The sequence below is a fragment of the Klebsiella sp. CN_Kp088 genome (assembly GCF_040064335.1).
GTDB lineage: Bacteria > Pseudomonadota > Gammaproteobacteria > Enterobacterales > Enterobacteriaceae > Klebsiella > Klebsiella aerogenes.
Genome location: NZ_JBEAIQ010000002.1, coordinates 14,060 through 26,136, shown reverse-complemented (window position 1 = coordinate 26,136; position 12,077 = coordinate 14,060). Strand labels below are relative to the sequence as shown.

17 protein-coding genes are annotated in these 12,077 nt (G+C 52.7%); 6 read left to right on the top strand and 11 right to left on the bottom strand.

All coding sequences use genetic code 11. From position 1 onward, the window contains the following. Positions 1-245: 245 nt before the first annotated feature. The gene (locus ABLV08_RS03380; RefSeq protein ID WP_015703633.1) at positions 246-800 is read left to right on the top strand and encodes a gamma carbonic anhydrase family protein; all 555 of its coding nucleotides are present in this window, start codon (positions 246-248) and stop codon (positions 798-800) included. Here the strand turns inward: ABLV08_RS03380 and ABLV08_RS03375 are convergent. From ABLV08_RS03375 to dprA, 6 genes are read right to left on the bottom strand one after another with little or no spacing between them, the layout of a single operon-like run. Continuing rightward, positions 776-1,033, bottom strand: coding sequence for a DUF1488 domain-containing protein (locus ABLV08_RS03375; protein ID WP_020077816.1), 258 nt, complete (start codon positions 1,031-1,033; stop codon positions 776-778). The genes ABLV08_RS03380 and ABLV08_RS03375 overlap by 25 nt on opposite strands. After that, on the bottom strand, positions 1,030-1,848 hold the full coding sequence (aroE, locus tag ABLV08_RS03370; protein WP_047057392.1) for a shikimate dehydrogenase: 819 nt from the start codon (positions 1,846-1,848) through the stop codon (positions 1,030-1,032). The genes ABLV08_RS03375 and aroE overlap by 4 nt, the downstream gene beginning before the upstream one ends. A gap of 3 nt (positions 1,849-1,851) precedes the next feature. Further along, positions 1,852-2,424: an L-threonylcarbamoyladenylate synthase type 1 TsaC gene (gene tsaC, locus ABLV08_RS03365; RefSeq protein WP_015369442.1), complete on the bottom strand. Its 573-nt coding sequence runs from the start codon at positions 2,422-2,424 to the stop codon at positions 1,852-1,854. After that, complete coding sequence (locus ABLV08_RS03360) at positions 2,417-2,971, bottom strand: type I DNA topoisomerase (RefSeq protein ID WP_015369441.1); 555 nt, start codon at positions 2,969-2,971, stop codon at positions 2,417-2,419. The genes tsaC and ABLV08_RS03360 overlap by 8 nt, the downstream gene beginning before the upstream one ends. A gap of 26 nt (positions 2,972-2,997) precedes the next feature. Beyond that, a complete protein-coding gene (smg, locus tag ABLV08_RS03355) occupies positions 2,998-3,471 on the bottom strand; it encodes a DUF494 family protein Smg (RefSeq protein ID WP_015369440.1) in 474 nt (157 codons plus the stop codon). Then, complete coding sequence (gene dprA / locus ABLV08_RS03350; protein WP_077204172.1) at positions 3,443-4,567, bottom strand: DNA-protecting protein DprA; 1,125 nt, start codon at positions 4,565-4,567, stop codon at positions 3,443-3,445. Before dprA ends, smg begins: the two co-directional genes overlap by 29 nt. 129 nt (positions 4,568-4,696) lie before the next feature. Here dprA and def point away from each other — a divergent pair, with 129 nt between their 5' ends. From def to mscL, 5 genes are all read left to right on the top strand, one after another. Next, a complete protein-coding gene (gene def, locus ABLV08_RS03345) occupies positions 4,697-5,206 on the top strand; it encodes a peptide deformylase (RefSeq protein ID WP_015703636.1) in 510 nt (169 codons plus the stop codon). A 14-nt stretch (positions 5,207-5,220) separates the two neighbouring features. After that, positions 5,221-6,168 carry a methionyl-tRNA formyltransferase gene (fmt, locus tag ABLV08_RS03340; RefSeq protein WP_015703637.1) on the top strand — a complete coding sequence of 316 codons (948 nt, stop codon included), beginning with the start codon at positions 5,221-5,223 and terminating at the stop codon, positions 6,166-6,168. Positions 6,169-6,220: 52 nt separating this feature from the next. After that, positions 6,221-7,516 (top strand): 16S rRNA (cytosine(967)-C(5))-methyltransferase RsmB, encoded by a 1,296-nt coding sequence (gene rsmB, locus ABLV08_RS03335; protein ID WP_348855564.1) that lies wholly within the window; start codon positions 6,221-6,223, stop codon positions 7,514-7,516. Positions 7,517-7,529: 13 nt separating this feature from the next. After that, positions 7,530-8,906 (top strand): Trk system potassium transporter TrkA, encoded by a 1,377-nt coding sequence (trkA, locus tag ABLV08_RS03330; RefSeq protein ID WP_015369435.1) that lies wholly within the window; start codon positions 7,530-7,532, stop codon positions 8,904-8,906. Between the two features lie 142 nt (positions 8,907-9,048). Beyond that, positions 9,049-9,459: a large-conductance mechanosensitive channel protein MscL gene (gene mscL / locus ABLV08_RS03325; RefSeq protein WP_015369434.1), complete on the top strand. Its 411-nt coding sequence runs from the start codon at positions 9,049-9,051 to the stop codon at positions 9,457-9,459. On the opposite strand, the gene ABLV08_RS03320 is transcribed toward mscL, so the two are convergent. The 5 genes from ABLV08_RS03320 to rpoA all read right to left on the bottom strand — a co-directional run bounded on the left by ABLV08_RS03320 (position 9,460) and on the right by rpoA (position 12,054). Next, a complete protein-coding gene (locus ABLV08_RS03320) occupies positions 9,460-9,675 on the bottom strand; it encodes an alternative ribosome-rescue factor A (RefSeq protein WP_015703639.1) in 216 nt (71 codons plus the stop codon). 57 nt (positions 9,676-9,732) lie between these two features. Then, entirely contained in the window at positions 9,733-10,158 is a 426-nt protein-coding gene (zntR, locus tag ABLV08_RS03315; RefSeq protein ID WP_015369432.1) for a Zn(2+)-responsive transcriptional regulator, read from the bottom strand. Positions 10,159-10,160: 2 nt separating this feature from the next. Further along, positions 10,161-10,529 (bottom strand): DUF1992 domain-containing protein, encoded by a 369-nt coding sequence (locus tag ABLV08_RS03310; protein WP_015369431.1) that lies wholly within the window; start codon positions 10,527-10,529, stop codon positions 10,161-10,163. A 108-nt stretch (positions 10,530-10,637) separates the two neighbouring features. Continuing rightward, complete coding sequence (rplQ, locus tag ABLV08_RS03305) at positions 10,638-11,024, bottom strand: 50S ribosomal protein L17 (RefSeq protein WP_004868344.1); 387 nt, start codon at positions 11,022-11,024, stop codon at positions 10,638-10,640. Between the two features lie 40 nt (positions 11,025-11,064). Then, on the bottom strand, positions 11,065-12,054 hold the full coding sequence (rpoA, locus tag ABLV08_RS03300; RefSeq protein WP_002438685.1) for a DNA-directed RNA polymerase subunit alpha: 990 nt from the start codon (positions 12,052-12,054) through the stop codon (positions 11,065-11,067). Between the last annotated feature and the right edge of the window lie 23 nt (positions 12,055-12,077).

Below are 12,077 nucleotides of genomic sequence, written 5' to 3'. Positions count from 1 at the left end.
TTTTCTCTTCAACCGAACCGGCTGTTTGTGTGAAGTGATTCACATCTGCCGTGTCAGTGGGTGCGCATTATAGGGATCCCATTTTTTTGCACAAGCCTTTTTTCGATCTTTTTTTCTGAATGATGATTTTTCGCGCTTTTCGCACTGTTATTGCTCAAATAGCTCAATTTTTATCAGAAAAAGGGGTTGCGGGAGCGCCTGAAAGCTACCAAAGTCTGGTTTTCTACCCTGATGTTGAGGCAGTCATGTCCAGTTATTTACGTCCTTATAAAGAATTATTCCCTCAAATCGGTCTGCGGGTGATGGTGGATCCCAGCAGCGTTGTGATTGGCGATGTCAGAATTGCCGATGACGTCAGCATTTGGCCGCTGGTCGCCATCCGCGGCGACGTGAATTATGTGTCTATCGGCGCACGTTCGAATATTCAGGACGGTAGCGTCCTGCATGTCACCCATAAGTCGTCTTATAACCCTGAGGGTAATCCGCTACTCATAGGAGAAGATGTCACCGTCGGGCATAAGGTCATGCTGCACGGCTGCACTATCGGCAATCGCATTCTTGTCGGAATGGGGTCAATTCTGCTGGATGGCGTGGTGGTAGAAGATGACGTGATGATCGGCGCCGGCAGCCTGGTGCCGCAAAACAAGCGTCTGGAAAGCGGTTATCTCTATTTTGGCAACCCGGTAAAACAAATCCGCCCCCTGACGGAGGCGGAATATGCAGGGCTGAAGTATTCAGCCAACAACTATGTGAAGTGGAAAGACGACTACCTGGATCAGGAAAGCCAGAGCCAACCCTGATGGTCTTCTTGCCGATCGCGAATCAACGCTTCCGCTTCATCTTCCAAATCCCAGCGATGTTCGCTAAAGAGAGCCAGCCATCGCGCTGGCTCATCGCCACCGAACCGTTGCTGCAGTGTCTGACCCCGAATCGCGCAAGTTAACTGCATGCCATTGACCAACGCGGGGAAAACGATGCACTGCCGTTCAGCGTCCCACTCTTCTCTATCGGGAAATTGGATCGCCTGGTTCACGCATTCAGTTCCTGATGTAAAACGGCAATCACCGGGGCAATTTCCGGTAGTCTACCGTGCCACAGCAGAACGGCATGTGCGGCCTGAGCCACCAGCATACCTAATCCATCTGCCATTTTTTTAGCGCCATACTGTTGGCACCAATGCAGAAATGGCGTATTTCCTTTCTGATAAAACATGTCATAGCAGTAAACGTCGGCATGAATTAACGAGGGAGGTATTGCCGGGATATCGCCGCTTATTCCGCTGGACGTCGCGTTAATAATGAGATCGAACTGATGGCCTTCCAGTTTATCCAGCGATAACGCGCTAACGCTGCCGGTATGAGCAAATAGCGTTGCCAGCTCATGAGCGCGGGAAAAAGTACGGTTAACGATGGTGACCGCGCAATCTAAAGAGAGCAGCGGTAACAATACGCCGCGAGATGCGCCGCCTGCGCCAATCAATAAAATCCTCATACCAGGCTTGATAAAGCCCAGACGCTCTAAGTCGCTTAATAACCCAATGCCATCCGTATTGTCGCCAAGCAGACGACCATCCTCAAGACGCTTTAACGTATTGACCGCGCCGGCTAGCGCAGCGCGCTCGGTGAGTTCGTCGGCGCGGGCAAACGCTTCTTCTTTGAAAGGGACGGTCACGTTAGCGCCCTTACCGCCCGTGTTGAAGAAAGCATCCAGGGTATTCACAAAATCATCTAATGGCGCCAGTACCCGACCATAGGGGTGCGCAATATCTAACTGTTTGGCAAACAGCTGATGAATAGAAGGCGACTTGCTATGGGCTATAGGGTTACCAAAAACGGCATAAGTTTCCATTAATTACCCCTGGCGGAACTGTTCACCCGTCAGGGCATCACGGATTTCAGATGGGTTTTGCCGCCCGCCCGTTGCGCCATCCACCACCGGGAAACTATCGCCAAACTGGGCGCGTACTTCAGCAGTAGTCCGGCACGGAGGCTGACCGGTTAAGTTGGCGCTCGTCGAGACCAGCGGCTTTCCGTAGGCTTCACATAATTCAATTACCAGTGGATGATCGGTAACGCGCACGGCAAGCGAATCAAAGCGCCCCGTCAGCCAGCGTGGCGTATCCGGACGCGCCGGGAACACAAACGTCACCGGCCCAGGCCAACTGGCAAAGATAACCGCTCTCTGCGCGTCGCTTAATCGGGAATCATCAATATACGGTTTCAGTTGGTCAAAACTGGCGGCGATAAGTATCAGCCCCTTTTCCACAGGGCGTTGCTTTAACGCCAGTAGGCGCATCACGGCCGTTTCGCTATCCGGATCGCAACCGACACCAAACACAGCTTCGGTTGGATAGGCGATGACATGTTCATTATTCAGTACCGCGACAGCCTGGGCGACGGTCTCTGAGGGCAGGTTTTTATTCACTTATTTGTTCCGCCGGGATCGGCTTTCCACATTGTTTACTGGCGCAAAAGCGTTTAACACCCTGTGCCGTTTTCTTTTCTATTAATAGCGGGTAATGGCATTCAGGGCATTCGCCCGCCACCGGTTTAAAATTAATTACGAACTGGCAATCAGGGTAGCGATCGCAGGAATGAAAGGTTTTACCGAAACGGGAGCGACGCTGCACCAGATGACCCTGTCCGCATTGCGGACACGCGATAGCGGTCTCATCAGGTTTATCAATCAACTCGGTATGTTCGCATTCGGGATAGCGACTGCAGCCGATGAACATACCAAAACGCCCCTGGCGTAACACCATGACAGCGCCGCAAGATGGGCACTCTTGCCCCTCCAGCACCTTGACGATATGTCCATCCGCCTGACTTTTCAGGGGACGGACATAGTCACAGTCCGGATAGTGAGAACAGCCTAGAAACGGGCCATGTTTCCCGGAACGAATCACCAGTTCGGCCCCGCACTGCGGGCAGGGCTCGTTTTTACGCACCGAAAACAGTGCTGATTTGGTCATAACAACTCGATGTTGCTGCAATAAGATTAATGCAGCATACCTTCATTTACTTCGAAGAGTAATTCTTCCATTTGCTGATAGGCGTTTTCACAGCCTGGAATATTAAACAGAACCATCAGGATCACCCATTTCAGGTCTTCCAGTTCAAACTCTGCCGTATCCAGCGCCAGTACGCGCTCTATCACCATTTCTCGCGTTTCGAGGTTCAACACCTGGATCTGCTCGAGGAAGAGTAAAAATCCTCGACAGCTGGCATCCAGACGCTGGCACTCTTCATCGGTGTATACCCGAAGAGAGAGCGGGTCGGAGGCGAGCTGCATGGGTTCAACGAGACCTTCCTGATAATCAGCCAGTTTCTCGAGCCACATTAACGCGTTATAGATATCTTCCCGCTCAAAACCTGCATCGGTCAGATCCCGCGTCAGTTTGTCCTGATCCACGCGCATTTCTGCTTCGTTATGGATATAAGTCTCAAACAAATACATGAGTACGTCGAACATGGCTTGCCCTCCTTAATCGGACATAGCCGCCGGGTACAGCTGCGATCCAGCCTGCTAACTCCAGTTCAAGTAGCTGGGCTACGGTTACTGGCACAGATTGGCCGGCACGTTCAGCGACAACGTCAACAGGTGTTACCTCATCTCCTACGTTAGCCAGGAGCTCTGGAAATGGCAATGCTACAGGAGGCCGATCTGCGTAATTATTTAGCAAATCAGCGGTCTCTTCCCGCGCTGAAAGCTCATATTGCCAATACTCAAGGATCTCTTCCGGCACGGTAACCGGAACTGCTCCCTGCTTTATTAGCCAGTGCGGCCCTTCAGAGCCAGGATTGCCAATTGGCCCAGGCAGGGCAAAAACATCTCTCCCCTGCTCCAGCGCGCAACGGACAGTTACCAGAGAACCGCTTTTCAAGGCCGCCTCTATCACCAGAACCCCAGCGCTTAACCCGCTGATAATCCGGTTGCGGCGCGGGAAATTCCCTGGTAACGGTAGCGCAGAGAGAGGAAATTCGGAAAGTAGCGCGCCGCCGCTTTCCACGATCTGCTTTGCTAAAGCCCGATGCCGGTGCGGGTAGATATCAGAGAGACCGTTGCCTAATACGGCGATGGTTTTTCCCTTTGCCGCCAATGCCCCGCGGTGGGCGATGCCATCAATCCCCAACGCCAGACCACTGGTAAGGGTCAAGCCATACTGAGCAAGCGCTTCACTGAATGCTTTTCCCCACCGCGCGCCGTACCACGAGTGTGCACGGCTCCCAATGATAGCCAGCTGCCGGCTACACAGGAGCTCGACGTTACCGCAGACCAGCAGCGCGCCGGGATAATCATCGATAGCGCGTAGCTGCGGCGGATAGAGCGCGTGATCCGCCGTGATCAGATGATGTTCTGGTTGCTCTAACCATTGCAGTGAAACATCAATTTGCTGTTGGTTGAGGGCAAGAAACTGTGTTGCCTGCGCTTTAGTTAAACCCACAGCCCGCAACGTTTCAGTATTCAGCTGGCCTGCACATCCTAGCCGTCGTGCAATCAATACCATTTCATCGCCGTACAGGTTATTCACCCGCATCAGGCGCAACCAAATCTCTGTGGGCGTCATCCGTTCCCCCCTGCCATTAGCGGCTCAGCCAATCCTTGTGATTGGTTAGCGAGACTGTCAATTAGAGGGGGTTTTGTCTAGAATAGAGGTAATAATCTTATCAACTACTGAATACGACTCTGGATCTTTATGGCAGTTTTGCAAGTGTTACATATTCCGGACGAGCGCCTTCGCAAAGTCGCCGAGCCGGTCAAAGAAGTGAATGCAGAAATTCAGCGTATCGTCGATGATATGTTCGACACGATGTACGCTGAAGAAGGTATTGGTCTGGCCGCCACGCAGGTGGATATCCATCAGCGCATTATCGTTATCGATGTCTCGGAAAACCGTGAAGAGCGTCTGGTGCTCATCAACCCAGAGCTACTCGAAAAAGACGGCGAAACCGGCATTGAAGAAGGTTGTTTGTCGATTCCGGAACAACGTGCGCTGGTTCCACGAGCCGAAACCGTAAAAATCCGCGCGCTGGACCGTGAAGGTAAGACTTTCGAACTGGAAGCTGATGGCTTGTTGGCTATTTGTATCCAGCATGAAATGGATCACCTGGTCGGTAAGCTGTTCATTGACTATCTGTCGCCGCTCAAACAGCAGCGCATCCGCCAGAAAGTTGAAAAACTGGATCGTTTACGCGCCCGTGCCTGATAACAAGGATTAACGTGTCACAAACACTACGTATCATTTTCGCCGGAACCCCCGACTTTGCAGCGCGTCACCTTGACGCGCTGTTGTCGTCTGAACATCAGGTTGTCGGCGTATTTACTCAGCCCGACCGCCCTGCTGGTCGCGGCAAAAAATTGATGCCGAGCCCGGTAAAAGTGCTGGCTGAAGCCAATAATCTACCGGTCTTCCAGCCATCTTCCCTACGTCCGCAGGAAAATCAGCAACTGGTTGCCGACCTTAACGCCGATGTTATGGTCGTCGTGGCTTATGGACTGATCCTGCCGAAAGCGGTTCTTGAAATGCCGCGTTTGGGCTGCATTAACGTTCACGGCTCCCTGCTTCCTCGCTGGCGTGGCGCAGCGCCGATTCAGCGTTCGCTATGGGCTGGCGATGCCGAAACCGGTGTCACCATCATGCAGATGGACGTCGGTCTTGATACCGGTGACATGCTGTATAAACTCTCCTGCCCGATTACTGCGGAAGATACCAGCGGCAGCCTGTACGATAAACTGGCCAACCTTGGACCAGAGGGTCTACTGGCGACCTTAGCGCAGCTGGCGGATGGTAGCGCAGAGCCTGAAGTTCAGGACGAATCGCGGGTCAGCTACGCCGAGAAGCTGAGTAAGGAAGAGGCCCGTATTGATTGGTCGCTTTCCGCAGAACAGCTCGAACGCTGCATCCGCGCATTTAATCCCTGGCCGATGAGCTGGCTGGAAATCGATGAACAACCGGTGAAGGTATGGCGCGCATCCGTTATTACGGAGTCCGCCAACGCTGAGCCAGGTACGATCGTCGCAGCAACCAAGCAAGGGATCCAGGTCGCCACCGGCAACGGGATTCTGAATCTGGAATCGCTGCAGCCGGCAGGGAAAAAAGCGATGAGTGCCCAGGATTTACTGAACTCTCGCCGGGAATGGTTTATCCCCGGAAACCGTCTTGCCTGACGCACTTCTCTTCTAAAGCCCGGGTTCGCCGGGCATTTTTATTTTTGCGCTTATGAAAAAGAATATTAATTTACGCAGCCTGGCAGCCCAGGCCATTGAGCAGGTCGTTGAGAAAGGCCAGTCTTTAAGCAATGTTCTGCCGCCGCTGCAGCAAAAAGTGAGCGAGAAAGACAAAGCGCTGCTGCAGGAGCTGTGCTTCGGCGTTTTGCGCACTCTCAGCCAACTCGAGTGGCTAATCGGTAAGCTGATGGCCCACCCGATGACCGGCAAACAGCGTACCGTACATTTCCTGATCATGGTCGGCCTGTATCAGCTACTTTATACGCGAATTCCCCCGCACGCCGCGCTGGCGGAAACGGTGGAAGGCGCGGTGGCAATTAAACGACCTCAGCTTAAAGGGCTTATCAATGGCGTATTACGCCAGTTTCAGCGTCAGCAGGAAGAGCTGCTGGCCGAATTCGCCCAGCACGAGAACCGTTATCTCCATCCTAAATGGCTGCTTAAACGTCTGCAGCAGGCCTGGCCGCAACAATGGCAGGATATTGTGTCAGCCAATAATCTACGTCCGCCAATGTGGCTGCGTGTGAATCGCAATCATCATTCGCGAGATGAATGGATCTCTCTGCTGGAAGAGGCTGGTTTACAGGGTTTCGCTCACCCGGACTATCCGGATGCCGTCCGTCTTGCGTCCCCAGCCCCGGTCCATGCGTTACCGGGATTTGATGAAGGCTGGGTAACCGTTCAGGACGCCTCAGCCCAGGGCTGCATGCGCTACTTACAACCGGAAAACGGCGAGCGCATTCTCGATCTCTGCGCGGCGCCGGGCGGCAAGACGACGCATATTCTGGAAGTCGCGCCTCAGGCGAATCTGATGGCGGTCGATATCGACCAGCAGCGCCTGTCCCGTGTCTATGACAACCTGAAACGTCTGGGCATGAAAGCAGAAGTGAAACAGGGTGATGGTCGCTATCCTGAACAGTGGTGCGGCGATGAGCAGTTCGATCGTATTTTGCTGGATGCGCCATGTTCGGCCACCGGCGTTATCCGTCGCCATCCGGATATTAAATGGCTGCGCCGGGATCGCGATATCGCCGAGCTAGCGCAATTACAGGCAGAAATTCTCGATGCCACCTGGGCTCATCTGAAACCGGGCGGTACGCTGGTCTATGCGACATGCTCTATTTTGCCGGAAGAGAATAGCCAACAGATCGCCGCTTTCCTGACCCGTACCCAAGATGCCGAACTCCATGAGACGGGAACGCCGGAAACCCCGGGTCAGCAAAATCTGCCAGGGGCGGAAGAAGGCGATGGCTTCTTTTACGCTAAGCTAATCAAAAAGCGCAATTAATGGGTCACTGCTGATGAAGATTATTATTCTTGGCGCCGGACAGGTAGGCGGCACGCTGGCGGAAAATCTCGTTGGCGAAAACAACGATATTACCCTGGTCGATACCAACGGCGACCGTCTGCGCGGCCTGCAGGATAAGTTCGATCTCCGCGTCGTTCAGGGCCACGGTTCGCATCCGCGCGTGCTGCGCGAAGCTGGCGCCGATGATGCCGATATGCTGGTCGCCGTAACTAGTTCGGATGAGACCAACATGGTGGCCTGCCAGGTCGCCTATTCGCTGTTTAATACACCGAACCGTATCGCCCGTATTCGTTCGCCCGATTACGTTCGTGATGCCGATAAGCTTTTCCATTCAGAAGCGGTGCCAATTGACCATCTGATCGCTCCGGAGCAGTTAGTCATCGATAATATCTACCGCCTGATCGAATATCCGGGCGCGCTGCAGGTAGTGAACTTCGCCGAAGGAAAAGTAAGCCTGGCCGTTGTGAAGGCTTATTATGGCGGCCCGCTGGTCGGTAATGCGCTTTCCACGATGCGCGAACATATGCCGCACATCGACACGCGCGTTGCGGCAATTTTCCGCCACGATCGGCCGATTCGCCCGCAGGGATCAACCATCGTAGAAGCGGGCGACGAAGTCTTCTTTATCGCCGCGTCGCAACATATTCGCGCGGTAATGAGCGAACTCCAACGTCTGGAGAAACCCTACAAACGCATTATGCTGGTCGGCGGCGGCAACATCGGCGCGGGCCTCGCTCACAGGCTGGAGAAAGACTACAGCGTGAAGCTGATCGAGCGCGATCAACAGCGTGCCGCTGAACTTGCCGAAAAGCTGCAGAATACGATCGTCTTTTATGGCGATGCATCGGATCAAGAGTTACTGGCGGAAGAGCATATCGATCAAGTCGATCTCTTTATTGCCGTCACCAACGATGACGAAGCCAATATCATGTCGGCAATGCTAGCCAAGCGGATGGGCGCGAAGAAGGTCATGGTGCTGATCCAGCGTCGCGCATATGTTGATCTGGTTCAGGGAAGCGTGATCGATATTGCGATATCACCGCAACAAGCCACGATTTCTGCCTTGCTGAGCCACGTACGTAAAGCTGATATTGTCGGTGTTTCGTCGCTACGCCGCGGCGTTGCCGAAGCCATTGAGGCCGTCGCGCATGGCGATGAAAGCACCTCGCGGGTAGTCGGCCGTTCAATTGATGAAATTAAGCTGCCGCCAGGCACAATTATTGGCGCGGTGGTGCGCGGCAATGACGTAATGATCGCCAATAATAATTTACGTATTGAGCAAGGCGACCACGTAATTATGTTCCTGACCGACAAGAAATTTATCTCCGATGTTGAGAGACTATTCCAGCCGAGTCCGTTCTTCCTGTAATTACAATGGGCGTCGCGCAGACGCCTTTTTATTATCCCTTATTTATCAATGGATAATATTTTCCAGCAATTATTCAACAGCAATGGAAAATGGAAATACATTTGATAAACTTATCAATGTCAGCTGGCTCAAGGAGAGTAAAATGGGTATGTTAAAAGAATTCCGCGAATTCGCGATGCGCGGGAATGTTGTCGATTTGGCAGTGGGTGTCATCATTGGTGCAGCATTTGGTAAAATTGTATCGTCTTTAGTGGCCGATATTATTATGCCTCCGCTGGGTTTGCTCATTGGCGGGATCGACTTTAAACAGTTCGCCGTTACGCTACGCGATGCGCAGGGGGATGTCCCAGCCGTTGTCATGCATTATGGTGTGTTTATTCAGAACGTCTTCGATTTCATCATCGTTGCCTTCGCGATTTTCATGGCGATCAAACTGATGAATAAACTGAACCGTAAGAAAGAAGAAGCGCCTGCCGCTCCGGCACCGAGCAAAGAAGAAGTGCTACTGAGTGAAATTCGCGATCTGTTAAAAGAACAAAACAACCGTTCTTAATCAGCACACAGAAAGCAGAAGGCCAGTGGTAAAAAAGCGATTCGCTTGCTTGCCACTGGCCTCCCGGTCATTTCGCCCTGCATGTTTGTCTTTACGTTGATAGCTTCCTTTCCCTTTCTTATTTTTCTCAACCCGCTGTCTGAATAATGGGTCATGCAGTAATGCCTCAATCGCATTATCTTTAATTTGCCCTTTGGTATGCTGATAGCGACTCATAGTAACTCCAGTCAATGTATGAATTCGGCGCGAGTGTAGATCCGCGCGCGGAAAAAATCAACGCCCGGCATGGCTACCGCTGGCGCCTTGCTCTAAAGCTTCGAGAATTGAGCAGTAAACGCTACTGTGCGCCGTGCCGCAGCAGGCATCATTCAGCCGCTGTAAAGAACGCCGCATCGTTTCCAGTTCTTTAATACGCGCTTCGACTTCACTTAGCCTGGCCTGGACGATCCCTTTAGACTCCTGGCAAGTATGATGTTCGGGATCGATACGGATCGATAACAGTTCGCGGATCGACTCTAGTGTAAAGCCTAATTGCCTGGCATAACGGATAAAGCGCAGCCGCTGCAGATCGTTATCCGAATAGAGGCGAAAACCGCCTTCAGTACGAATATCATGATCCATCATTTGCTGCTTTTCGTAATAGCGGATGGTATCCGGGGTGACATCAGCCAATTTGGCCAGTTCGCCAATCCGATACATAGCTACTCCTCGTTAATTTTGTGCCACAGTCTGTCGGCATAATCACCGCGTAGAAAATCGGTATTCATACCCGCCTGACGTAATTTCAGTTCAAACAGAGTCAAGCGACGGTTTAACTCGGCATACCGCGGATCATCATGCTCTACGGTCTTGAGTAAGTCGCTCAACGCCATGGCATCTCTACGTAACTCAAGCTCCGGTGGCAAACAGCCGGCATTTTTTAATAAGCGATAACCGGCGCGCAGTTCAGGGGGCACGTGTGAATCATCATCCAGCGCCAGCGGTTCGCCGCTGCCGGTCAGGTTATCAAACTCGCCTTTAGACTGTGCGTCGAGGATGTGGCGTTCTGCCCACTGGTCCAGTAACCACATTATACGGCTCCCAGGGATGAACAAAAAGAGTACAGATAGTGTAGTGAAGTGGGATTGCGGTGGATATAAAAAAACCCGCCGGGGCGGGTTTTTTTACGTTACTACAGATTACTCTGCAGCAGCTTCTGCTTTCAGCTCAGCACGATCAACCAGCTCGATGTATGCCATCGGCGCGTTGTCGCCTGCACGGAAGCCACACTTCAGAATGCGAGTGTAACCACCGGCGCGGCTCGCGAAACGCGGGCCCAGCTCGTTAAACAGTTTTGCCACGATCTCGTTATCACGAGTGCGGGCGAATGCCAGACGACGATTAGCAACGCTATCAGTCTTGGCAAGAGTAATCAGCGGCTCAACTACGCGACGCAGTTCTTTCGCTTTCGGCAGGGTCGTCTTGATGATCTCATGACGAACCAGCGAACCTGCCATGTTACGGAACATAGCCTGGCGATGGCTGCTGTTGCGGTTCAGTTGACGACCACTCTTACGATGGCGCATGACCTTATCCTTCTCAGTAAAACCTTAACCTGTGATCCGGTTACTCGTCAGCAATGCTTGCCGGCGGCCAGTTTTCCAGGCGCATGCCCAGAGACAGACCACGTGAAGCCAGCACGTCTTTAATCTCAGTAAGAGATTTTTTACCCAGGTTCGGCGTTTTCAGCAACTCAACCTCGGTACGCTGTACCAGATCACCGATATAGTGGATAGCTTCTGCCTTGAGGCAGTTAGCAGAGCGGACAGTCAATTCCAGATCGTCAACAGGGCGCAGCAGGATCGGATCGAACTCTGGTTTCTCTTCTTTCACTTCCGGCTGACGTACATCACGTAAGTCAACGAAAGCTTCCAGTTGTTCAGCCAGAATGGTTGCCGCACGACGAATCGCCTCTTCAGGATCGATTGTGCCGTTGGTTTCCATCTCGATGACCAGCTTGTCCAGGTCGGTACGCTGCTCAACACGCGCGGCTTCAACATTGTAGGCAATACGCTCTACAGGGCTGTAGCAGGCGTCGACCAGCAGACGGCCGATTGGGCGCTCATCTTCTTCCGAATGAATTCGGGCAGAAGCCGGCACATAACCGCGACCGCGCTGAACTTTGATGCGCATGCTAATAGATGCGTTCTCATCGGTCAGGTGGCAGATCACGTGCTGCGGCTTGACGATTTCGACATCACCGTCGTGGGTAATGTCGGCTGCAGTCACAGGGCCAATGCCAGATTTATTCAAAGTAAGGATGACTTCATCTTTACCCTGAACTCTCACCGCCAGCCCTTTCAGGTTGAGCAGGATTTCAAGGATGTCTTCCTGAACGCCTTCTTTGGTGCTGTACTCGTGCAGTACACCATCAATCTCAACCTCGGTCACCGCGCAACCCGGCATCGATGAGAGCAGAATACGGCGCAGTGCGTTACCCAGAGTATGGCCGAAGCCACGCTCTAAAGGCTCAAGGGTCACCTTGGCGTGCGTCGAACTCACTTGCTCGATATCGACCAGGCGCGGTTTTAGAAACTCTGTCACAGAACCCTGCATTGTGTCCTCTCTTTGGTACTAAG